26 protein-coding genes are annotated in these 22,297 nt (G+C 44.8%); 21 read left to right on the top strand and 5 right to left on the bottom strand.

Annotation, left to right across the window (positions count from 1 at the left end; genetic code table 11):
- Window positions 1-22: 22 nt before the first annotated feature.
- The 5 genes from L2D08_RS02480 (at window position 23) to L2D08_RS02460 (ending at window position 4,427) form a co-directional block, all read left to right on the top strand.
- Window positions 23-1,900 carry a cbb3-type cytochrome c oxidase subunit I gene (locus L2D08_RS02480; protein WP_242232152.1) on the top strand — a complete coding sequence of 626 codons (1,878 nt, stop codon included), beginning with the start codon at window positions 23-25 and terminating at the stop codon, window positions 1,898-1,900.
- The gene (locus tag L2D08_RS02475) at window positions 1,900-2,529 is read left to right on the top strand and encodes a cytochrome (ubi)quinol oxidase subunit III (RefSeq protein ID WP_242232151.1); all 630 of its coding nucleotides are present in this window, start codon (window positions 1,900-1,902) and stop codon (window positions 2,527-2,529) included. Before L2D08_RS02480 ends, L2D08_RS02475 begins: the two co-directional genes overlap by 1 nt.
- A 3-nt stretch (window positions 2,530-2,532) precedes the next feature.
- Window positions 2,533-2,865: a cytochrome c oxidase subunit IVB gene (gene ctaF, locus L2D08_RS02470; protein WP_242232150.1), complete on the top strand. Its 333-nt coding sequence runs from the start codon at window positions 2,533-2,535 to the stop codon at window positions 2,863-2,865.
- Between the two features lie 130 nt (window positions 2,866-2,995).
- Window positions 2,996-3,901 (top strand): cytochrome c oxidase assembly factor CtaG, encoded by a 906-nt coding sequence (gene ctaG, locus L2D08_RS02465; RefSeq protein WP_242232149.1) that lies wholly within the window; start codon window positions 2,996-2,998, stop codon window positions 3,899-3,901.
- Between the two features lie 61 nt (window positions 3,902-3,962).
- Window positions 3,963-4,427, top strand: coding sequence for a DUF420 domain-containing protein (locus L2D08_RS02460; protein WP_242232148.1), 465 nt, complete (start codon window positions 3,963-3,965; stop codon window positions 4,425-4,427).
- A 35-nt stretch (window positions 4,428-4,462) separates the two neighbouring features.
- Here the strand turns inward: L2D08_RS02460 and L2D08_RS02455 are convergent, their stop codons facing one another.
- Window positions 4,463-4,819, bottom strand: a complete 357-nt coding sequence (locus tag L2D08_RS02455) for a YugN family protein (protein WP_242232147.1) — start codon at window positions 4,817-4,819, stop codon at window positions 4,463-4,465.
- A 214-nt stretch (window positions 4,820-5,033) separates the two neighbouring features.
- Here L2D08_RS02455 and L2D08_RS02450 point away from each other — a divergent pair, with 214 nt between their 5' ends.
- From L2D08_RS02450 to L2D08_RS02435, 4 genes are all read left to right on the top strand, one after another.
- Window positions 5,034-6,050 (top strand): CAP domain-containing protein, encoded by a 1,017-nt coding sequence (locus L2D08_RS02450; protein WP_242232146.1) that lies wholly within the window; start codon window positions 5,034-5,036, stop codon window positions 6,048-6,050.
- A 36-nt stretch (window positions 6,051-6,086) separates the two neighbouring features.
- Window positions 6,087-6,527 (top strand): YlbF/YmcA family competence regulator, encoded by a 441-nt coding sequence (locus L2D08_RS02445; protein ID WP_242232145.1) that lies wholly within the window; start codon window positions 6,087-6,089, stop codon window positions 6,525-6,527.
- Window positions 6,528-6,550: 23 nt separating this feature from the next.
- Window positions 6,551-6,826: a YlbG family protein gene (locus L2D08_RS02440; RefSeq protein ID WP_050181693.1), complete on the top strand. Its 276-nt coding sequence runs from the start codon at window positions 6,551-6,553 to the stop codon at window positions 6,824-6,826.
- A 284-nt stretch (window positions 6,827-7,110) separates the two neighbouring features.
- The gene (locus L2D08_RS02435) at window positions 7,111-7,293 is read left to right on the top strand and encodes an alpha/beta-type small acid-soluble spore protein (protein WP_242232144.1); all 183 of its coding nucleotides are present in this window, start codon (window positions 7,111-7,113) and stop codon (window positions 7,291-7,293) included.
- 104 nt (window positions 7,294-7,397) lie between these two features.
- Here L2D08_RS02435 and L2D08_RS02430 read toward each other — a convergent pair whose 3' ends face one another.
- Window positions 7,398-7,772 (bottom strand): DUF7147 family protein, encoded by a 375-nt coding sequence (locus tag L2D08_RS02430; protein ID WP_242232143.1) that lies wholly within the window; start codon window positions 7,770-7,772, stop codon window positions 7,398-7,400.
- Window positions 7,773-7,901: 129 nt separating this feature from the next.
- Between L2D08_RS02430 and L2D08_RS02425 the strand changes: the two genes are divergently transcribed.
- The 3 genes from L2D08_RS02425 to coaD all read left to right on the top strand — a co-directional run bounded on the left by L2D08_RS02425 (window position 7,902) and on the right by coaD (window position 10,468).
- A complete protein-coding gene (locus L2D08_RS02425) occupies window positions 7,902-9,305 on the top strand; it encodes a copper amine oxidase N-terminal domain-containing protein (RefSeq protein ID WP_242232142.1) in 1,404 nt (467 codons plus the stop codon).
- 99 nt (window positions 9,306-9,404) lie between these two features.
- A complete protein-coding gene (gene rsmD, locus L2D08_RS02420) occupies window positions 9,405-9,974 on the top strand; it encodes a 16S rRNA (guanine(966)-N(2))-methyltransferase RsmD (RefSeq protein ID WP_242232141.1) in 570 nt (189 codons plus the stop codon).
- A complete protein-coding gene (coaD, locus tag L2D08_RS02415; RefSeq protein WP_242232140.1) occupies window positions 9,971-10,468 on the top strand; it encodes a pantetheine-phosphate adenylyltransferase in 498 nt (165 codons plus the stop codon). Before rsmD ends, coaD begins: the two co-directional genes overlap by 4 nt.
- 18 nt (window positions 10,469-10,486) lie before the next feature.
- Here the strand turns inward: coaD and ylbJ are convergent, their stop codons facing one another.
- Window positions 10,487-11,614 (bottom strand): sporulation integral membrane protein YlbJ, encoded by a 1,128-nt coding sequence (gene ylbJ / locus L2D08_RS02410; protein WP_242232139.1) that lies wholly within the window; start codon window positions 11,612-11,614, stop codon window positions 10,487-10,489.
- A 100-nt stretch (window positions 11,615-11,714) separates the two neighbouring features.
- Here ylbJ and L2D08_RS02405 point away from each other — a divergent pair, with 100 nt between their 5' ends.
- A complete protein-coding gene (locus L2D08_RS02405; protein WP_242232138.1) occupies window positions 11,715-12,812 on the top strand; it encodes a SepM family pheromone-processing serine protease in 1,098 nt (365 codons plus the stop codon).
- On the opposite strand, the gene L2D08_RS02400 is transcribed toward L2D08_RS02405, so the two are convergent.
- Window positions 12,804-13,991: a nucleotidyltransferase gene (locus tag L2D08_RS02400; protein WP_242232137.1), complete on the bottom strand. Its 1,188-nt coding sequence runs from the start codon at window positions 13,989-13,991 to the stop codon at window positions 12,804-12,806. The genes L2D08_RS02405 and L2D08_RS02400 overlap by 9 nt on opposite strands.
- Before the next feature lie 146 nt (window positions 13,992-14,137).
- Here L2D08_RS02400 and L2D08_RS02395 point away from each other — a divergent pair, with 146 nt between their 5' ends.
- Entirely contained in the window at window positions 14,138-14,668 is a 531-nt protein-coding gene (locus L2D08_RS02395; RefSeq protein ID WP_242232136.1) for a YceD family protein, read from the top strand.
- Window positions 14,669-14,730: 62 nt separating this feature from the next.
- Entirely contained in the window at window positions 14,731-14,904 is a 174-nt protein-coding gene (gene rpmF / locus L2D08_RS02390) for a 50S ribosomal protein L32 (protein ID WP_046175141.1), read from the top strand.
- A gap of 96 nt (window positions 14,905-15,000) precedes the next feature.
- On the opposite strand, the gene L2D08_RS02385 is transcribed toward rpmF, so the two are convergent.
- On the bottom strand, window positions 15,001-15,456 hold the full coding sequence (locus L2D08_RS02385) for a GNAT family N-acetyltransferase (RefSeq protein WP_242232135.1): 456 nt from the start codon (window positions 15,454-15,456) through the stop codon (window positions 15,001-15,003).
- A 109-nt stretch (window positions 15,457-15,565) separates the two neighbouring features.
- Between L2D08_RS02385 and L2D08_RS02380 the strand changes: the two genes are divergently transcribed.
- The 6 genes from L2D08_RS02380 (at window position 15,566) to L2D08_RS02355 (ending at window position 22,246) form a co-directional block, all read left to right on the top strand.
- Window positions 15,566-16,438, top strand: coding sequence for a 2-dehydropantoate 2-reductase (locus tag L2D08_RS02380; protein WP_242232134.1), 873 nt, complete (start codon window positions 15,566-15,568; stop codon window positions 16,436-16,438).
- A gap of 102 nt (window positions 16,439-16,540) precedes the next feature.
- Window positions 16,541-18,157: a bacillithiol biosynthesis cysteine-adding enzyme BshC gene (gene bshC / locus L2D08_RS02375; RefSeq protein ID WP_242232133.1), complete on the top strand. Its 1,617-nt coding sequence runs from the start codon at window positions 16,541-16,543 to the stop codon at window positions 18,155-18,157.
- 123 nt (window positions 18,158-18,280) lie between these two features.
- Window positions 18,281-18,712, top strand: coding sequence for a division/cell wall cluster transcriptional repressor MraZ (gene mraZ, locus L2D08_RS02370; RefSeq protein ID WP_242232132.1), 432 nt, complete (start codon window positions 18,281-18,283; stop codon window positions 18,710-18,712).
- Window positions 18,713-18,734: 22 nt separating this feature from the next.
- On the top strand, window positions 18,735-19,682 hold the full coding sequence (rsmH, locus tag L2D08_RS02365; RefSeq protein ID WP_242232131.1) for a 16S rRNA (cytosine(1402)-N(4))-methyltransferase RsmH: 948 nt from the start codon (window positions 18,735-18,737) through the stop codon (window positions 19,680-19,682).
- 12 nt (window positions 19,683-19,694) lie between these two features.
- Entirely contained in the window at window positions 19,695-20,042 is a 348-nt protein-coding gene (gene ftsL, locus L2D08_RS02360) for a cell division protein FtsL (protein WP_242232130.1), read from the top strand.
- Window positions 20,039-22,246 (top strand): penicillin-binding protein, encoded by a 2,208-nt coding sequence (locus L2D08_RS02355; RefSeq protein ID WP_304653920.1) that lies wholly within the window; start codon window positions 20,039-20,041, stop codon window positions 22,244-22,246. The genes ftsL and L2D08_RS02355 overlap by 4 nt, the downstream gene beginning before the upstream one ends.
- The last annotated feature ends 51 nt before the right edge of the window (window positions 22,247-22,297 follow it).

Raw genomic sequence — 22,297 nt, 5'->3', positions numbered from 1 at the left:
CAGGGTAAAGGAGGTAAAACCGTTGAGTAGCATTGCACATACACAAAAACGGGGATTTACCAGCACAGTTTGGGAATACTTAACGACAGTGGACCACAAGAAAATCGCTATTTTGTATTTGCTTGCCGGCGGCTTTTTCTTTATTGTCGGCGGTATTGAAGCGATGATGATCCGCATTCAGCTGGCTGTGCCGAATAATGACTTTGTCAGTGCCGGTTTGTTTAACGAAATTATTACCATGCACGGTACTACCATGATTTTCCTGGCTGCTATGCCGCTTTTATTCGCTTTTATGAACGCTGTGATGCCGCTTCAAATCGGCGCACGCGATGTGGCTTTTCCTTTTGTAAATGCACTTGGTTTTTGGCTGTTTTTTTTCGGCGGACTGTTTTTAAATCTTTCTTGGTTCCTGGGCGGAGCTCCTGACGCAGGCTGGACGTCCTACGCCTCACTTTCACTTGCTTCCGAAGGGCATGGCATTGACTTTTATGCTCTTGGGCTTCAAATTTCCGGCTTTGGCACACTGATGGGCGGCATTAACTTTTTAGTAACAATTATCAACATGCGTGCACCGGGAATGACGTATATGAGAATGCCTCTTTTTACTTGGACAACATTTGTAGCGTCCGCTCTGATTTTGTTTGCGTTTCCTCCGCTTACCGTTGGATTGTTTATGCTCATTTTTGACCGGATGTTTGGCTCAGGATTTTTTGATGTAGCAATGGGCGGGAACACTATTATCTGGGAGCACTTTTTCTGGATTTTCGGCCACCCGGAAGTATACATTCTTGTCCTGCCGGCGTTTGGCCTTTTCTCGGAAATATTCCCGACTTTTGCGAGAAAGCGCTTATTTGGCTACTCATCCATGGTATTTGCTACGGTGCTGATCGGCTTCCTTGGATTTATGGTATGGGCACACCACATGTTTACAACCGGGCTTGGTCCTGTTGCCAATGCGATTTTCGCCGTTGCTACAATGGCTATTGCCGTTCCGACGGGCATTAAGATTTTCAACTGGATTTTAACGATTTGGGGAGGAAGCATTAAATTCACTGTGCCAATGCTGTACGCAGTTGCGTTTATTCCTTCTTTCGTAATGGGCGGCGTAACAGGAGTGATGCAGGCTGCTGCGCCAGCTGACTACCAGTTCCATGACAGCTACTTTATTGTTGCGCATTTCCACTATGTAATCGTAGGGGGAATCGTTCTCGGACTGCTTGGAGGCGCCCACTTTTATTGGCCGCTTATGTTTGGCACGATGCTTAGCGAAAAGCTGGGCAAGATTACGTTTGTGCTGTTTTTAGTCGGCTTCCATTTAACCTTCTTTATTCAGCATTTTCTTGGATTGATGGGAATGCCGCGCCGTGTATGGACATTCCTTGAAGGGCAGGGACTTGAGACAGGGAACTTAATCAGTTCGATTGGTGCTGGTTTGATGGCTCTTGGCATTCTCGTCCTGCTTGTGAATATCGTCATTACGCAGAAAAACAATATACAGGTAGGCAGGGACCCATGGAAAGATGGCCGTACACTTGAATGGGCGATTCCATCTCCGACTCCTTTCTATAATTTCAAGCAGCTTCCGCTCGTTCGCGGACTGGATGCTTTTTGGATCGAAAAGATGGAAGGAAAAACGGATATGACACCAGCTGAACCAATTGGTGACATTCACATGCCAAACAATTCGTTTGTGCCGTTTGTAATTTCCCTTGGGCTGTTTATCGCTGCATTTGGCGCCATGTATCATGCTGATGAAGGTAAGGACTGGGCCATTCCTGTGCTGATTATCGGTATGCTGATCACATTTGGCGCGATGCTGTACCGCTCCGTTAAAGATGATCATGGCTACCATATTCATAAAGAAGACTTGCTGGATGAGGCAGAAGGAGGAACACGGTAATGGCAGCTGAACAAAAATTCACTCCGCAGACGTGGCCCGAATCGCCTGAACAGGCAACGCTTGAAGGGAAAAATAAATTTCTTGGCTTCTGGTTTTTCCTGGGAGGAGAGACTGTTTTATTTGCTTCGTTATTTGCAACGTATTTAGCCCTGAAAGATAGTGTACCAAGCGATACGCATGCCAAAGCAAGTGACCTGTTTGAATTGCCGCTCGTTTTTTTAATGACAATGCTGCTTTTAACCAGCTCTTTAACATCGGTTTTTGCGATCTATCATATGAAAAACTATAGCTTTAAAAAAATGCAGCAATGGCTGTTTATAACCGTTGTGCTTGGCTTGGGCTTTCTTGCATGTGAAATTTATGAGTTTTATCATTACTATCATGAGTTCGAACACAAATTTACAAGCAGCGCATTTGGATCTGCTTTTTATACGCTTGTTGGTTTTCACGGAGGACACGTCGTCTTCGGTCTTTCCTGGATTATTGCGTTGATGGTCCGAAATGCAAAACGCGGTCTTAATCTGTACAATGCACCTAAATTTTATTTAGCAAGTCTTTACTGGCATTTTATCGATGTAGTATGGGTGTTTATCTTTACGGTTGTATACTTAATGGGAATGGTGGGATAGCGAATGGCGAATTTACACCCAAAGTCAGGAGATCCTAAAGTTACGTATGAATATCGCCGTAAAAAGAATGCAGAAGAAATGAGAATGCAGGTTATTACATTTACGATGATGATCTTTTTTACCGTCATTGCTTTTGCTGCAGTGGGAGCGGGTTTTTCTAAATGGTTTGTTGTTCCATTCGTATTGCTTCTAGCGGTCGTACAGGTCATCTTCCAGCTGTACTATTTTATGCATATGAGTCACAAAGGCCATGAAGCGCCGCAGTTATTTATGTACTCAGGCATCGTGGTAGCATTTGTGACGATTCTTGCTTTTTTAACGATTATTTGGCTCTGAGAAAAAAGTGCTCCCAGACATTGCCGGGGAGCACTTTTTCTGTCAAGAACTTGTCATTTGCTGTCGTTGTCAAGTATGTGGGCGAACGATATAATAAGAGAAGCAGTGAAATACAAATGAGGTGGGAAAGATGCCGATCCGTATATTTGGTTTTTCCGCTCTTTGGAGCCCCTATTTTCTGGCTGTGCTGTTGGTTATAACCATGCTGTTCTTTTGGGTGACAACGAAAGGGCGCAGGCATTTTCAAAACAGTGAACCGCTCACAAAGCGCCAAGCGCTGCTGTTTGTAAGTGCGGTGGTCATTTTGTATATGATCAAAGGCTCGCCGCTTGATCTGCTTGGGCATATTATGATGACCTACCATATGCTGCAAATGGCTGTGCTTTATCTTGTCGTGCCGCCTCTTTTTATTAAAGCAATTCCTTGGTGGATATGGCGGCCTGTTATGACTCTTCCTATAATAAAACCGCTTTTTTCATTTTCGTCGCGGCCCCTGCTTGCGCTTATTTTATTTAACGGCTTGTTTTCTTTTTACCACATTCCGCTCATTTTTGATTTTGTTAAGATGAACGAAGTATTTCACAGTTTATATACGGTTATGTTGTTTTTCTTTGCAGTTTGCATGTGGTGGCCGCTTGTGAATGAGCAGCCGGGAGAAAAAGGGCTGGATGGATTAAAAAAAGTCGGCTACATTTTTGCGAATGGCATATTGCTTACGCCTGCCTGCGCGCTGATTATTTTTGCATCCGCACCGCTTTATGCCACTTACTCTGATGGAACCGCATGGCTTAAAGCGATGGAGCTTTGTGTGCCTTCCTCCACGTTATCGAGCTTGCAGTTAAGCGGACCGGAACTATTTTCTAACATGGCGGTTGTTGAAGATCAAAAAACCGGCGGCATTGTCATGAAAGTTGTACAGGAAATTGTATTTGGTGTTGTTCTGGCCCAGGTCTTTTTTGAATGGGTGAGAAAAGAAGAAAAAGAGGCGGACAAACTAACAGAGGCCGCACTTGCCCGGCACAATAAAACAATGTAATCTATTAAAAGAAATGGTCTGCCATTTCTTTTGTTTTACATAATGGAAGTGAGGAAGAAAAATGTCATTACCAATTTTGCCGACGATCAGTACGTTTTTTATCGTTTTAAGCGCTGTTTTCGTAGCGATCGGCTGGGCACAAATCAAACAGAGAAAAATAGAGAAACATAAAAAAACGATGCTTTTAGCAGGGCTTTTTGCTCTTACGTTTTTCACCATTTACGTAAGCCGGACGCTGTTTATTGGCAATACGGCATTTGGCGGTCCAGACAACATTAAAATGTATTATACGATTTTTTTGGTTTTTCATATTTTTCTGGCTACAACAGGAGCTGTTTTTGGCATCGTCTCTATTGGAAGCGGCTTGAAAAGTAAATGGGTCCTTCATCGGAAAATAGGGCCTGTCACAAGTGTTATTTGGTTTTTCACGGCGATTACGGGTGTGGCGGTATACTTGCTTTTGTATGTTTTTTACACAGGCGGTCCAACTACATCTATGTTTAAAGCCATTTTAGGCGGTCATTAAAAAAGCTTTCCTCTTTGAAAAGAGGAAAGCTTTTTTTATACATAATAAAGGATTTCTCCTTTTATATCGGTCAGCAGCTTTTCACAGGTTTGAACAAGAGACTCTGGAAAATATTCATTTTCCCCATATTCTACGCCGTGTGGATAATAGTGTTTGCCGAGAAGCGGCGCCATTAACTCGATCAGGGCATCTTCAGCTCCCACGTCTCCTTTTGCGGCAAAACCAAAGATACGTAAATAGTATATACCTTCTTTTAATTCAAATTTGCGGTCATAGGTGACACGTTCATAATCCCACTGCCCTGCCAGAACCATCCCGTGCTGTTCCATGATATGAGTCAGCTGGTTCAAGTCAATTTGCATGCCTTCCAAGCCTGTATTCTCAAATTTCATACACAATACCCCTTTCCGCTATATCGTCCATTTATTTCTTCTTTTCATCATAGTCGAAAATGCGCTTTCACGCAATGGAGTTAAGGAGTGAAAGTGAACAAAATGCAATGCAGGCAAGGAAAGTTTTTGAAACATAGAAAGGGAATGATATACTGATGAAAGAAAGAGAAGGACTGGATAGGGAGATGATCGTCTGCGAGCTGTTTTTAAGATTTTGGTCATTTTTTTAATTATTATGCTGATTGGCATTTATGCTGACAAAGCAATAGATGAAAAGGGCGAGGAGCCGCCTGCACTGCCTCCCGTAAACAGCGGAAAGGTTGATCCCCGCCTGCCGGCAGATGTAGAACCGGCGCCGAAAGAAGGCGTGGGGACCCTGGTCGGTGCGTCACAGGAAGTGCTTATCAAAAAATACGGAGAGCCGGTTCGGAGAGAGCCATCTGCCTATGGCTATACATGGTGGGTATATAAAACGCCTGAAAGCTATATGCTTGCGGGAGTCCAAAACAGCCAGGTTGTCACGATTTTTGCAAAGGGAGAGATGAATACGTCTCCTTTCTTACTCGGCCGCTCTGCCAGCGAAATTTTCCGTTCCCGGTATCCAGAAGCTGAAATCGTAGCCCATGCAAATGACAGCTATTATCGCTTTGAATTGTCGGAAGAAGAGCTGAATATCAGGCCGCTTATTCCAATTGGCGATTTTTACGCCCAGCTTTATATTGATCAGCAGACTGGCATTTTATCGGGTATCCGATTTATGACATCGGACGTTTTACTGAAAATGAAGCCTTATGAGCTTGTGTATGAAGGGGTATTGCCGAAAGTTCCTTCACCGGGCAGGTCGGCATGGGTTCATATTGAGCGTGGAAGTGAAGCGCAGCTGGCTGATATAAGTCATTTCATCAGAGACAAAGAAGGCGTGCCGGCGCTTGTTTGGGCGCCTGAATTAAACAGCGCAGCCAAGTCACACAGCCAGGACATGTTTGAAGCTGACTTTTTTGGGCATCAATCACCTCGATTTGGAGATTTAAAGCAGCGTTTAACAAGAGCAGGTTTGTTCTTTGATCAAGCGGATGAAATGATTAGTGCCAATTATCCGGACGCACCCGCCGCGATGGAAGCATGGCTCAATTCACCGGATGAGCGGGAATTGTTGTTGAGCGATACGTTTACTTCATTTGGTACCGGTGCCTACCGAACGCATTTTACACAAATTTTCACCGGAAAGTAACGATATGTGGTAGAATAAACCGATGGAGGTGCACATATGATTGCAACAACAATGGAGCTTATTAACATTGCCGATGCAGCAGACGCACTTGGAGATATGATTCTTCAATCAGAGCAAGCCGTGCAGTACCGTGAATGTTACCAGAAACTTTATACGGAAGAATCCGTTAAACATAAAATTTTCGCTTTCAGCCGTCTGAAAGAGCAATATGAAGAAGTACAGCGTTTTGGGCGATATCATCCGGATTATAAGCGGATTATGATGGAAACACGTACAGCCAAACGAGAAATGGATATGGATGAACATGTCGCAGCCTTTAGACGAGCGGAAACGGAACTTCAGCAGCTGCTCGATGAAGTGAGCCTGCTTGTTGCCCGGTCTGTATCAGAGCAGGTAAAGGTGCCAGGAGCCGGCTCTATATTTTCGAGCGGATGTGGAAGCTGTGGAAGCGGCGGTTCTTGTGGCTGTTCGGCATAAAAAGTAAAAAGCGGGGGATGGACATGCTAACAGAAAGGCAGGCATTGATTGTATGGCTTCATTCATTAAAGCCAGCCAAATCATTACGCAAATACGGGAATATTCATTACGTCTCAAAAAAAATGAAGTATGCGGTTCTTTATTGCAACTATGCAGAAGCGCCGGAACTGGCGGAAAAGCTGACCGGATTTTCTTTTGTTAAGAAAGTTGATTTTTCCGAAAAGCCGTTTTTAAAGGTGGACTACGAAAACTCCCGTCCCGATAAAGCAAAAGAATACGATTATAAAATTGGTGTATAAAAAAGCCTGTTTTTAAACAGGCTTGAGATTGTAGACAAAATAAGAAAGCAGGCTGGTTGAAAACGCCTGACTTTCTAGGAACGCCGCTGGCCGGGAAGCGGAGTGACCTTTTCGGGTCATGAGCATTCACAGCCGGCAAGTGACGCTGAAAGCGGACGTTTGTCAACAGCCCGAAGCCTGTCTTTAGACAGGCTTTTTTATTTGGTTAAGTTACCAGGATGGGAAGGATAGAAGCGACCCATACTGGTAAGGCAAGGTGAACAAAAAGAGGGAGTGATTGAATCATGTCAAGCAGCAATCGCAACCGACTGTTGGTCTCTGGAGCCCGGCAGGCTATTGACCAATTGAAGGACGAAATCGCCTCTGAATTTGGTGTTCAGCCCGGGGCCGATGCCCCGTCGCGTGTCAACGGTGAAGTCACGAAACGCCTCGTGCAAATGGCGGAACAGCAATTGTCCCGCCGTTAGGAAACACGATGAAACTAAAAAGCAAAAGGCAGGGAATCCAAGGAGACTAGGTCCTCTGCCTTTTGTCGTCATTATCAATATTCGTCTTTAACAGAACCTTTTATTTAAAGCGGACGAAGATAATGGTTAAGGCGTAAAATGCCGATTAAATACTGGTAGTACAACGTTTTTTCGGCAAACTGGGAGGAAGGCTTGACTTCTAGCTCAATGAGCGGCTTGCCCGCTGAAGCTGCAGCCTGCTGAAACAAGCGAAACCGTTCATTTTCTTTTTGATAAGGATTGGGAATGCCTTCCCGGCATACATAAATCGGCTGGAAACTGCCTGTCTCCGTTGGATGTAGAATAACAGCACATGACGTACCGGCGGCAGAGTGCAGGGCAACAAATTGCGAAATCCGGCCGGCTGCGCGCTCCGCAATATCAAGAAGCTCATATAAATCTGAATATCCTTCACCAAGTTCAATAAATCGTTGAATCATCTATATACCTCCATTCATCTCCCTTATTATAAGCAATGTTCACTTGATTTTGACAAATTTCATCGTCAGCGAAAAATTTTTTTGATATGATAAAGATAGGTCATAGTTCTTAAGGAGTGTGAATTATGCATGAAGAAAGTCCTTGTGTTTCTTTTGCTTTTAACAGCGGCCTCCGGCGTATTGTTAACAGTTCAATGGATTGGCTATGAGAAACGGTCAAGCGCTTCCCAGAAAGTAATCGCAAACCAGACAATTGAAATAGATGTTAAAGAAAGCGGCTTTACGATCAAGCAAACGCTCGCTTCCGTATCGGAAGGCACGAATTTAACAATGAGGCTGCCTGCCGAAGCAGAAGAAGTATCCTGTTCAAAAGGAGATACGTGCATAACGAGCAGTCAGTCGGGAATCATTACGGTAAAAGGTGAAAATGTCTCGATTCAATACACGATTCCGGCTTCGCTTTCTCCTCGTTCTTTTTTATTGAACAATTGGCAGGCAGCGTTTGAAGAAATGACATCAGCCAAAACAACGCTGCTCTTAACGGATCATACAAAAAGAGGTGGACAATGGATATCCTCTATTGAGCAAAAAGCCGCCAAGCAGCTTTCAGAAATTGATTTTTATTCTTTTGAAGGGGAAGCAGAAAGGCCGCCGCTTTTCTGGCAAAAAGAACGTTTAAAAGAAACCCATTTTTCAGCAGGAACCATTTTTGCGCGAGACACCGTGCAGCTTTCGGCAGGGTTAATGGACATGCCATTTTCTACAGATGACCTTCCAAGGCAGACCGTTGTGATCTCTTCTAATATTAAACCGCAGCAGCTCGACGGATTGCTGTTTATCCGACAGAAAAGTGATTTAAACACCATCCACACAGATGCGGTGTATGCGTATGTTAAAAAACACTTTATTTTTCCGGCAGATGAACAATGGATGACTTCATTTCTTGCTGTGTCTTTATATAACGCAAAACCGATGTATATGAAAGCCGCCGAGATGAAGGAGCAAGTTACGGCCGTACTGACTGAACAAGAAGAAAAGAAATGGCAAGAAGCACTTTTGCAGCTTAAAGGCAAAGAAGTAAATGCCGTTAAGCTTGACCAGGTGCTGTCAGCAGTAAAAGGTGAGCAGACAAACTTTTTTAAAGAAAACAAAAGCAGCCGCCCTCCGTCTCTGCCTCTTGTTTTTTTTGATGGACGGCCTGTTACAGTAGAAGATCAGCCAGTATCTTTTCATGTTAAAACAAAAAATGGCCTGCTGTATATTCCGCTTGAAGACGCAGCCAAAGCGCTCGGATTTTCTGTTCAAAAAGTATCGCCGCAGCAATGGAGGATGAAAAAAGGAGTGGATGTATACCGGTTCGATGCAGCCCGAAACCAGGTATATGTAAATAACCATCCGTACCCTTTGTATGAACATGCTCTTGACCAAATCGACGGTATAACGTATATGGATAAAATTTGGTTTCAAAAAGTGTTTCTCTTTGAAGTAAAAGAATACAATGAAGCCATTGAGCTGACATCTTATGGACTGTAGAAACCTCGCGCCAAAGGCGGGGTTTCTTTTTCACCCTATAGATTTCATTTATACGTTTATGATACCATGAATGAAGAAAAACGAATGGCAGGTTAAAATATGAGAATCATTTCAGGTGAAAAAAAAGGGCTGCCTTTAAAAGCAGTGCCGGGAAAAGACACGCGCCCTACGACAGATAAAGTAAAGGAGTCCATTTTCAATATGGTCGGTCCTTATTTTGAAGGCGGCACTGGATTAGATTTATTTGCAGGCTCAGGAGGGCTCGGAATTGAAGCGCTCAGCCGTGGAATGGATCGAATGATTTTTGTTGATCGCGATATGAAAGCGATTCAAACAGTAAAAGAAAATATACGGAACGCTGGATTTACAGAGTGCTCAGAAGTATATCGAAATGAAGCGGAGCGGGCATTAAAAGCCATTACAAAGCGCGAGTTAGTATTCGATGGTATTTTTCTGGATCCGCCTTATAAAAAGCAAAAGCTTGAAGCCATGCTGCTGTTTATTGCGGAGCATAATCTGCTTGCACCACATGGATTTGTGATGTGTGAGCACGGATCAGATGTACGCCTTCCTGAACAGGTCGGCCCGTTTTCTTGCACACGCGCCGAAACGTACGGAATGATTTCTGTTTCCATTTACAAAGCGGCAGATGAGGAGGAAAGATCATGACAAGTATTGCAGTTTGCCCAGGAAGCTTTGATCCGATTACCAACGGGCACCTGGATATTATTCAGCGCGGGGCGAAAGTATTCGACAAAGTGTATGTCGTCATTTTAAGTAATTCATCTAAACAACCGCTGTTTTCGGCAGAGGAGCGGGCAGAGTTAATCCGCCAGGTTACGGCACATATTCCAAATGTGGAAGTGGACCATTATCAGGGCCTGCTCGTTGATTACGCAAAACAGGTAAAAGCAAAAGCCATACTGCGTGGACTGCGGGCCGTATCTGACTTTGAATATGAAATGCAGATTACGTCCATGAACCGCGTACTAAACGATGAGCTTGAAACGTTTTTTATGATGACCAATAGTCAGTATTCGTTTCTCAGCTCAAGCATTGTCAAGGAAGTGGCGAAATATGGGGCGGATATTTCAGAGCTTGTCCCGAGGGAAGTGGAAGAAGCGTTAATAAAAAAACGTCTTGCTGATTCCGTTTCAAAATAAAAAAGCCGGGCCGAAAGATTAAACTCTTTTGGTCCGGCTTTTTGAATAGCGGACTCCCAGCAAAAGAGAAGCGACACCCAGAACAACTACCGTGGTCAGCATGCCATGCTCTGGCGCAAACGATAGAGCGGCCTTCGGAAAAGAAACAGGCCATGATAACAAACAAAAAGTAATGACTGCTGCATATACACTATGAAGAATACGGCCGGCGAAAAAAGGGCCGAAACGAATATCCGTTTCACTAATAATCGCCGCTACCTGCGCGTGAACGCTTAAGCCGCTAAAGCCAAGAATAGCACTGATCAGCAGCAGGCTTACGGGTAAAGGAATCGATCCGGAAGAGGAGAGCTGCACACCAGACGTGAGTTCGAAAAAACCGGCAAAAAGTGCTTTAAACACAGGCATGCTTGTTTCATTGGAGCCAAGAAGAGAAAATAAAAAAGCGGCCACTCCATACTTATGCAGCAAAGTGGTTAGGACAGAAAAAAAGAGAATAAAGCCGCCAACCAGTACAAGTGTTTTAACAGAAGACAGTACTGCATCAGCGAGCAAGGTGCCAAAAACCCGTCCATCTTTTTCGCGTGCTTCTTTAAATGTCTGAAGAGGCCCGGCTGTTTTTATTTTTTTTCTCTCTATTTTTTCTTCTTTTCCATAAAAACGCATTGTAAGCCCGACCAAAAAAGCACCGCTGTAATGAGCTGAGGCAAGTAGCAGGCCGGTCTCCGGACTTTTTAAAAAACCGCTGGCCACCGCACTTAAAATAAATAATGGGTTAGAGGAATGGGCCATCGCAACGAGCCGTTCTGCTTCCGTACGGGTAATCGACTGCTCCGTGCGAAGCTGTGCAGCCATTCTTGCGCCGGCCGGAAATCCTGAAGCCAGTGACAGCATCCAGGTCACACCGGCTGGACCGGGAATGCGGAAAAAAAACCGCATCAAACCGCTTAGAATGGAGCCGAAAAAAGCAATCACGCCAAGACCTATCATTAACTCTGTTAAAATGAGAAAGGGAAGAAGGGATGGAAAAACAGTTTTCCACCATATATCCATACCATAGACTGCTGCCTTCAAGCCGGTTTGAGGTGAAAATAAAAGAGCGGCAGCCAGCAGCGTAATGGAGCAGGCAGCAGCATAAGTTTTCCACATAAAAAGCCCCCTGATTAGAATATAAAGCACGCCTTCTTAAAATTTTGTACAATAAAAGAGCCTGTACAAAAGGATATGTAAAGGCAGAAAGAATAGACTAATGAAACAATTCATACCAGTTATAGAGCTGGATGATTTCTGCATGGAAGGAAGAACAAATGTGAAAAATAAAAGAACAGGGCTCTTATATGCGATTCTGCTGCTGATTATTGTGGCAGCCTTTATCCCGCTGCCGTTTTACATTACAAGACCGGGAGAAGCGCATACGCTTAATCCAATTGTTGAGGTAGGTGAAGGAGACGACAATGATACAAGCACATTGATGCTGACCACGATACAGATGGGACCTGCTAACATTTATTCATACGCGTGGGCATTTCTTCGGGATTACGAAGAAATTCTCCCAAAAGAAACGGTTCGCTATTCACATGAATCGGAGAATGAATTTAACGTGAGGCAGGTTCATTTGATGGATACCTCACAGCAAAATGCCATAGCGGTTGCTTTTAGGGAAGCGGGCAAACCGTACAACTGGATATACAAAGGTATTTATGTGTTAAGTGTATTTCCTGATATGCCTGCGGAAGGGGTGCTTGAAGCAGGCGACCGCATCACATCTATTGACGGCCGTTCTGTTACATCGTCTAAACAAATGACGGATTATGTGCAGGCGAAAAAGCCAGGCAGCCGAATTACAGTTGCATTTACACGCGATAAAAAAAATTATGAAAAAACTGTTCAGCTCAGAGCATTCGCGGAGCTGGGCGGCAAGTCCGGCCTTGGCATCAGCCTGGCCGATGATCGAGCGCTCAAAAGCGACCCAAAGGTAACGCTGAAAGCAGATGACATTGGCGGTCCTTCTGCCGGTCTTATGTTTTCACTTGAAATTTACGACCAGCTGGTGGAAGAGGATTTGGCGGCTGGATTAAAGGTAGCTGGAACGGGAACAATTGCCCCCGACGGCACAGTTGGCCGGATTGGAGGCATTGCTCAAAAAGTCGTAGCGGCCGACCGGGCAGGGGCGCAGTTTTTCTTTGCACCGGATGATAAGCTGCCGGCGGGCCGTACAGATGCCAAAACCAATTATGAGGAAGCTAAAAAAGCTGCAGAGGATATTGGAACAAGCATGGTTATTGTACCGGTTCAAACTTTTTCGGACGCAGTGGACTATTTAAGAAACCTGTCTGCGTCAAAGTAAAATCGGCGGCGTGGAATATTCTTGCTCTAAAAGAGAACGTACGTAGCTTTCACTCGCGCTGGGGGCGGAAGCGAACACACGGGATGCTTTTATATCCAGCGCAAGCAGGCTGCCGGCAGCAGCTGTGCGGGAAAGCAGCGGCACTTCTATTTCTTTTTTCACGGACCGGATATATGCACGCCCACTTTCGGTCATACCAAGCAGCCGGACAAACGAAGTCTGCTGAGCCTTCTGCATGCTTGCTTTATCAGTATCAGTTAAAATGTGGGTCATCATTCGCTGAAGGCGGGTCCACGTGTAACGCTTCGTTTTAACTTGTTCCATAAAGCCAGCAAAGGAGCGGCTTTGCCGTGCTGCTTCTATGAGTCTTGGCCCGATGCCTTCCTCTACTTCATAAATCGAAGCAAGACGGCCGGGTTCAATGGACAGCAAGCGGTAGCGAAGCAGAGGCCAGTAAGATTCCCATGAATGCAGCGGACGGTTTTGCATGGCTTCAGCACTCAGCGAAGGCATGACATCATGAATCGGTTCTTCTGTAGTAAAGAGGCGCTGCCGAATCGCTGTCGCACTTGCAATCGGCCCTGTTGATTCAGTATCATGGAATCCTGCTCCTTTTCGCTGAATCGTCAGCGGCTGCATAGGCGTGGACAGCCCGAGGTTGGCTTGTACATAATGAAAGCCTAAAATGTTATTTGGCTTTGACAAATCAAGCGGCAGTGCATTTTCTCCGAACATTTCGTTTCTTGCTTTTGTCTGGGCGGACGGGTAGCTCATTCCTTCTTTCATAAGGGAGCGGACGCGGGCATTAAGCTCCATGCTGTTTTTTTTCAGTTGTTCTGCGGTGTAGAGGAAAGGAGCCATACCGCCATTTTCACTGCCAAAGCAAAAAAAGCGGCACTTTAAATGGGAAAGAATTTCAATGGCGCCCTGTGCAAATATTTCAGCCCGCTGCGTTGAAAAAGCGTATGGAAGTTCAACGACAATATCCACACCGTGCTGCAGGGCTACCTTTGTGCGGGTCCACTTATCAACAATGGCCGGCTCTCCACGCTGTAAAAAGGAGCCGCTCATTACCGCGATAATAGTGTCTGCATTTGACAAACGCCTCGTTTCATTTATATGGTAGAGATGTCCATTATGAAATGGATTGTATTCAACAACAATGCCGGCTGCGTTCATGTGAAACGTCCTTTCTTCAGGAGAATGTTCTTTCATTTTCAAAGATGGTGAATAAAAAGTCAAACCGGTATTTCACTGTAAAGAAAATATATTGACATTCAATCGGGAGAGGGCTATAATTACTTTTGTTGCCTTGAGGTGATTAAATGAAATGGTCAATAATTCAACTGCAAAAATACCGCGACCGCGGTCTTGAAATTGATGAAACAGTTGACGTAACAGACTTAACAACACTCGATAATGACATACGCCGCATTTCGCCTGTCCATGTAACAGGCAGAGCTGATATTCGTCATGATCAAATTGTTTTTCATGTAAAAGCAACGGGTGAAATGATTGTCCCTTGTTCTCGGACACTTGTAGACGTGCCTTACTCGTTTGAAATTCCGCTGACAGAACGGTTTTTATTAAAGCCGGAGGAAGGCGAATCATATGAGACAGAAGATGTTCACTTTCCGGAGGGGAATGTAATAGATCTCCGGCCGATTTTAAAAGAAGCGATCATTTTAGAGGTGCCAATGCAGATTTTCAGTGAGGAAGCGGATGAGCATGTTGTTCAGTCTGGGAAAGATTGGGCGTTTTTTGAAGAAGAAGAAGAGCTTCCCGAAAAAAAGAAGCCGGCTGTTGATCCAAGATTAGCAGGACTTCAAAACTTCTTTTCGTCCGATGATGAGTAATTGAGAAGTACAGCTATTCTGGCTTCATATAGTTTTTATTCCGTTAAGGAGGTGTATATCACATGGCAGTACCTTTTAGAAGAACTTCTACTACACGCAAAAACAAACGCCGTACGCACTTCAAACTTCAAGTGCCGGGTATGGTAGCTTGCCCGAACTGCGGTGAGATGAAACTTGCGCACCGCGTATGCAAAGAGTGCGGAACATATAAAGGTAAAGAAGTTGTTAGCAAATAACATCTTTTACATCTTTCAAAAAAAGCGAAGAGGCCATGGCTCTTCGCTTTTTTTGTCATTAGAGTATGAGTGAAAGAGAATAGATTGTGCGTGAGTTCAGCTTGTTTTCTGGGCGTTTTTCTTTTCAGGAAGCCAAATAAGGCGTGTGCTGTTTTCGGATACCGGCTTAAAATCTACTTTCTCCCAAAAAGACTGTGACTTTACACGCGGTTTTGTCATGATAGGGAGTTCAAACGACTTGGCAAACTGGACAAGCAATGCTCCAAGTCCCTTCTTTTGAAAAGCCGGCAGCACTTCGAGTTTCCAAATTTCTACATACTGATCGTTTCCGGGTACAAGATTTGATGTATCCTGCCGGATATACAGGCACATACGGGCAGCAAGCCGGTCCCCGTAATAAATGCCGTAAAAAGGCGAATCGGTATTGTCTTCCACCATGGAAGTTTGTAATTCCTCAATCATCGAAAGTTCTTCAAGTCCATACTCTTTGAAGGATTTAAACTCTTCCATCGTTTTGAAATTCATTTTCAGATTCTCAACTGCTAAGCCCATTTCCTCAATCTCCTTTGCAAACTCTCTCTTGATTTGTCTACTTTATTATATAATAAAGTAAATAAAAAAAGTAGCGACCCTGTTATCGCTTACAAACCGGGAGGGATACATGAATATTCATATTATTGGAGCAGGAGCCCTTGGGCTGTTTTTTGCTGCAGAGTGGAGCAGCCGCCACCGCATAACTATTCAAACGAGAACAAACGTACAACGGCAACGCCTTGAAGAGGAAGGCATTCGTGTCATTGAGCAGGGGCGGTCACATATTTATCCGGTTCAAACAGCCGCTGTTGCGCCTCCAGAAACGGATTTAATCGTTGCAGCGGTGAAGCAGTATCATTTGCCGGAGATCCTTCAGCACCTTCCAAAAGCATCATCTTTGCTGTTTATCCAAAATGGTTTAAGCCATCTTAAGCTGATTCGGCAGCTTCCTTTTTCAAATATTTATGCCGGCTCTGTGACGCATGGGGCAGCCAAAATAGACGAGCGTACGGTTCAGGTGAACGGGCGCGGCCAAACAAAAATAGCTCGTGTAAAAGGGGGAGAGGAAGCGGTTGTCCGCGAACTGGAGACGCCTGTTTTTTCTTTTCAATGGGAAGAAAGTGCATACGAAATGCTGGTTGATAAAATGGCCGCAAATGCGGTGATTAATCCGTTAACTGCCCTTTTATATGTGAAAAACGGAGAGCTGGCTGAAAATAGCGAATATGCTGCAGCGGCAGAGAAATTGTGTGCAGAAATTGCGGCCGTTTTTCCTTTTAAAACGAGGGAATCCGTTACGCAGTCTGTTTTCGATGTGTGCCGCCAGACAGCCGCCAATGAATCCTCGATGCTTCGAGACATAAAAGCGGGGCGGGAAACCGAATTAGACGCTATCGTAGGAGCCCTTTTGGAAGAAGCAGCCCAAAGGGGCGTTGAGACCCCCGCTTTTTCGCTCTTATACCATCTTATAAAAGGAAAAAAAGCCGAATTGGACAGATAAGGGAAAAGAATTGGAGCTGTGCAGGCACATTGTTTTCCCTTTCAATCCGACAGGTGGTATACTCGAACAAGAAAATTTGTCCGAAAGAAAGGAAGTACATCCATGGAACAAAAACGCATTTCTGTTCCCGCTTTGACCCCCTTTGCCAGGGAATATATAAGCGGCTCAAAGCAGGCAGGCGGCTTTTTTGACTACGATCCATTTTCGCAGCAGTCTTTTCAGCAGCGGTCAGAAGAGGTGCGGACACGAATGTTTAAGCGAAAAGAGCTGGCTGGCATCATTCGGAATTATATGGCGCCGCATCATGTGACAGCGCAAACAGAGCACTCTCTTCAGAAGCTTGAAGACGCTGAATCGGTTGTCGTGATCGGCGGCCAGCAGGCTGGACTTTTAACAGGTCCGCTTTATTCTATACATAAAATCATTTCGATTCTGCACCTGGCGAGAGAGCAGGAAGAGCAGCTGGGTATTCCGGTTGTTCCCGTTTTTTGGATTGCCGGTGAGGATCATGATCTGCTGGAAATCAACCATGTGTTTGTAGAAAAAAACGGGAATATGCAGAAAATAGGATATCCAGAGCGATTTGTGAAAAAACAGGCCGCATCAAGCACAGTCTACGATCAAGAGCAAATGCTCGGATGGGTGGCCTCTGTTTTTGCTTGTTTAAAAGAAACACACTATACGAATCAGCTTCTTCATGATGTGAAAAAAGCGGTGAAGGCAAGCCGCACATTTACCGATTTTTTTGCTTTTTTAACTGGATCCTTTTTTGCCAAGCACGGCCTGCTGCTGATTGATGCGGCAGACCCGGAGCTTCGAAAGCTCGAAGTGCCATTTTTCAAGAGACTGATTGTGGAAAGCGGCCCGATTGCGGAAGCGGTGCACTCCACGCAGCAGGAGCTTGAACAAGCCGGCTTTACGCCCGCAATTGAAACGAGCGGCCAGCCGGCGAATCTATTCCTGATTGAAGAAGGAGAGCGCCACCTGCTTGAAAGGGAAGGCGGGCTGTTTATCAGCAAAAGCGGGAGGTCGTACACAGAAGATGACTTATTGCAGCTTCTGGAAACATCGCCGGAATCCTTTAGTAACAATGTTGTGACGCGGCCGCTCATGCAGGAATGGCTGTTTCCTACACTTGCTTTTATCGCTGGTCCAGGCGAGATTGCTTATTGGGCGGAGTTAAAAGGAGCTTTTGAATATATCGGGCTTACGATGCCGCTTATTATGCCAAGGTTAAATATTACGATTGTAGACCGGACAGTGGCGGAGATTGTTTCAGAGATTGGGACACCGATTGAAACGGCGGTGCAGCAAGGCGTGCAAAATGAAAAATCTGCTTATATGGACTCTATTCGTGATCACCGCCTTGATGAGCTTGTTGCCCATATGAAGCAGGATTTGATGGCGAGCTACGAGAAAATTGAAGCGCGTGCGGCCGAGCTTCATAATGGCCTTGCGCCGATTGTTGAAAAAAACAAGCAGTATCATGAACGGCAAATTGAGCTGCTGCTTCAGAAAAGCGACGCTGTTTTGAAGCAGACACACGATGCAGCTTTACGCCGGTTTGACCGTGTACAAGCCGCTCTGCGCCCGGATGGACTGCAGGAAAGAGTATGGAACGTATATCCCTTTTTAAATGTGTACGGTCCTTCCTTTATTGATGACCTGTTGAATCAGCCATATAAACATGATGGCGGCCATTATCTTCTATATGTATAAATGAAAAGTCTGCTCTTAGGGCAGGCTTTTTTGTGTAAACGAAATGAAAAGATCTGCAGCATGAAATTGGTGGTGCAAAGTGGGGGGATGTGGTAAAGTTAGTGTAGAAAGTGGGGAAGCATTATGTTCATGGGTGAATACCGTCATTCGGTCGATGAAAAAGGCAGATTGATTATCCCCGCAAAATTCCGCGGTGAAGCCGGCCAAACTTTTGTGGTCACACGCGGATTGGACAAGTGCTTGTTTTTATATCCCCTGGACGATTGGAAAGTACTCGAGAAAAAACTCGCCGCTCTGCCTTTAACAAGGAAGGATTCACGTGCGTTTGCCCGTTTTTTCTTTTCGGGAGCAAACGAATGTACCCTTGACCGGCAGGGCAGAATCAATATCCCCGGCACGCTTCTGCAATACGCCTCACTTCAAAAAGAATGTGTGATTGTTGGAGTGTCAAACCGGATGGGAATCTGGTGTGCCGCAGCATGGGATGAGTATGCGGAAGCATCGGCGGATTCGTTCGCAGACATAGCGGAAAATTTAACTGATTTCGATTTATAATGCTGATTGGACTGATAAGAAAATGGAATTTAATCATACGACTGTCCTACTTCATGAAACAGTCGACGGGCTGAATATCCGCCCGGACGGAATTTATGTAGATTGTACACTCGGCGGAGCCGGACACAGTGAATATTTGCTGTCAAAGCTCGGGCCAAACGGAAAACTATATGCATTTGATCAAGATGAAACTGCGATTGAACATGCGAAAAAACGGCTTGCTCCGTTTCTTGAGCGTGTTGAATTTATAAAAAGTAACTTTGAACATGTGAAGGAAGAGCTTCACAAACGAAATGTTACGGGAATCGACGGCATTTTGTACGACTTGGGTGTTTCATCACCTCAGCTTGATACACCGGAGCGCGGTTTCAGCTATCATCATGATGCACCTCTTGATATGAGAATGGACAAAAGTGCTGCACTGACTGCTTATCACGTTGTGAATGAATGGTCTTTTGAAGAGCTTGTCCGCATTTTCTTCAGATATGGAGAAGAAAAGTTTTCCAAGCAGATTGCCAGGAAAATTGAAGCTGCGCGGGAAGTTCAGCCGATTGAAACGACAGGCCAGCTGACGGAACTGATCAAAGAAGGAATTCCGGCTCCGGCAAGAAGAAAAGGCGGCCATCCGGCCAAACGTATTTTCCAGGCCATTCGAATTGCGGTAAATGATGAACTGGGTGTGTTTGAACGGTCACTTCACGATGCGATCGATTTATTGAATGTCGATGGGCGTATTAGTGTCATCACCTTCCACTCGCTTGAAGACCGTATTTGCAAAACAGTTTTCAAGGAAGCGTCTGCAGGGCCGGAGCTGCCGCCCGGCTTACCTGTAATCCCGGAAGAATATGAACCTGTTTTAAAGCTGGTAACAAGAAAACCGATTGTCCCGACTGAAAAAGAGCTGACAGAAAACAATCGGGCACGTTCAGCTAAACTGCGTATTGCAGAAAAAAGAAAACAAACCAATTAGGGGGGGATCAAAATGAACAACACAGCGAGAAAGCCGATTGTGGAACAGCCTAAAAAGGCTTCTGTTAAACAGCGGAAGATCAGCAGGTCATTTTTTACTCCTGGAGAAAAGGTACTGTTTCTTGTTTTTGTATTAACAGTTTGCTTTATGAGTGCGAAGCTTATCTCTACACAGGCAGCGATCTATGAAACAAACAAACAGATTCAGGATATCGAAGTGAAAATCCAGGAGCAGGAAAAAGTAAATCATGATCTTGATGTCCAGATCAGCGAAGAAAGCACGTATGAAAAAATTTGGGAACGTGCCAAAGCGATGGGACTGGATTTAAGCAAAAACATTAAGGTTGTTGAGCCGAAATGATGGAAAATAGAAACAATCGGAAAATAGGAGTTGCGATCCTGTACGTCGGGTTCGCCCTCCTCTTTTTTATCTTATTTTCACGGGTATTTTACATTCAGGCGACCGGAACAGCAGACGGACATAAACTTAAAAACGAAGCGCTTGAAAAATACATGCGTACAGATGTTCTTGAGGCGAGCCGGGGAACGATTTATGATACAAATGGAGAAGTAATTGCAGAAGATACTACTTCATTTACAATGGCAGCGATTTTAGACGATTCTGTAACAACGAATCCAGAATCTCCAAATCATGTAGTAGATCCAGAGAAAACAGCAAAGGTACTGGCAAAATATATTGATATGGATGAGGAAGATATACTGGCGCGCTTAAAAAAAGAAGGAGCATTCCAAGTGGAGTTTGGCACGGCAGGACGCGGGCTGACGAACAGCGTGAAGCGAAAAATTGAAGCCGAAAAGCTGCCCGGTATTACGTTTACCCGACAGGCGAAACGGTTTTATCCGAATGGAAAGTTTGCTTCTCATTTAATTGGCTTTACACAGCAAATTGAACAAGAAGATAAAAATGGGAATGTTACGTTTGAAACAAAAGGCCAGATGGGCATTGAAAAATCCTATGAAAAATATTTGCAGGGCAAAAATGGGAAAATCCGTTATACGAGCGACTTATGGGGCTACCTGCTTCCTGAAAAACAAGAAATGGTCACTGAGCCGCAAAACGGCGATGATATGTATTTAACCATTGACTCTAAAATCCAGACGTTTATGGAAGACGCATTAAGTGAAGTAGAGGCGCAATACAATCCATCCAAAGCGTTTGCCATTGTAGCCGAAGCTAAAACAGGCAAAATTTTGGCGATGAGCCAGCGTCCTACTTTTCATCCAGGCACGCGGGAAGGGCTTGATGTAAACTGGATGAACGACCTCGTTGAATATTCATATGAGCCCGGATCTACAATGAAAATTTTTACGCTGGCAGCGGCGATTGAGGAAGGCACGTTTGAAGCCGATGCTTTTTATAAGTCAGGAAGATATAAAGTAAAAGGCGGAGGCAGTATTGGAGATCATAACGGCGGGGCCGGCTGGGGCAATATTACATATAAAGAAGGCATTCAGCGCTCTTCCAATGTAGCAATTGCGAATATGCTGGAACAAATGTCGCCGGGTGTTTTCAGGCAGTATCTTGAAGACTTCCATTTCGGGCGTAAAACAGGTATTGAACTCCCTAACGAAGCGACAGGCAGTATTTTATATAATTACCCGCTTGAACAAGTGACTACAGCATTTGGCCAAGGATCAACGGTAAATGCAATGCAGATGGTCCAGGCAGCGACGGCGATTGCCAACGGCGGAAAAATGATGAAGCCGTATATTATTGATAAAATTGTGGATGACACGACCGGCAAAACAATTGTCGATACAAAACCGGAAGTGGTTGGTGAGCCTATTTCTAAAGAAACGGCAGCCGAAACACTAGACATTCTGGAAACGGTCGTAACGGCAGAACATGGCACTGGCAAGCCGTATCATATTGAAGGATACGATGTGGCTGGAAAAACAGGAACCGCGCAGCTTGTCGGGAAAGATGGGCGCTACTTAACAGGATCAAACAATTACTTGTTTTCTTTTCTGGGCATGGCCCCAAAAGAAGATCCGGAGCTCATCGTATATGTAGCAGTTGCGCAGCCGCAGCTGGATGGAGAGTCCGGGTCGGGCCCTGTTTCAAAGATTTTCAATCCTGTTATGCGAAACAGTCTTCAATATTTAAATATCAAGCCGGATAAAACGATTATTTCTCAAACGGTAACGTTAAAAGATTTTACCGGCAAGAAAACATCAGAAGCACGTAAGGCGTACGAAGACGCCGGAATGGATCCGGTCGTGATCGGTACAGGCAGTAAAATTGAAAAGCAAGTGCCAGCGGCCGGCGAAAAGCTGCTGCAGGGAGAGAAAGCCATCCTGCTGACATCTGAGAAGTGGACGATGCCAAATATGAAAGGCTGGGCCATGCGTGATGTGATGAAAGTAGCTGAGAGTATGGGGCTTAAAGTAAGCTATTCAGGATCCGGCTATGTAGTATCTCAAAATATTGAACCAAACAAAGCCGTAAAAGAAGGCCAGAAGCTTATTATTAAGCTTGAAGAGCCTGGCAGTGCGGAAGAAGCTAACCAAAAAGCAAATGAAGACTCGGATCAATCCCGATAAAGGGAGCGGTCTCGCTTTTTAGTGCCAGTCACTAAATCGCCGGGACGGCTC

This window comes from Domibacillus sp. PGB-M46, from assembly GCF_022668875.1.
GTDB lineage: Bacteria > Bacillota > Bacilli > Bacillales > Domibacillaceae > Domibacillus.
The sequence above is the reverse complement of the archived record's forward strand: the minus strand, read 5'-3'. Positions and strand labels throughout refer to the sequence as shown.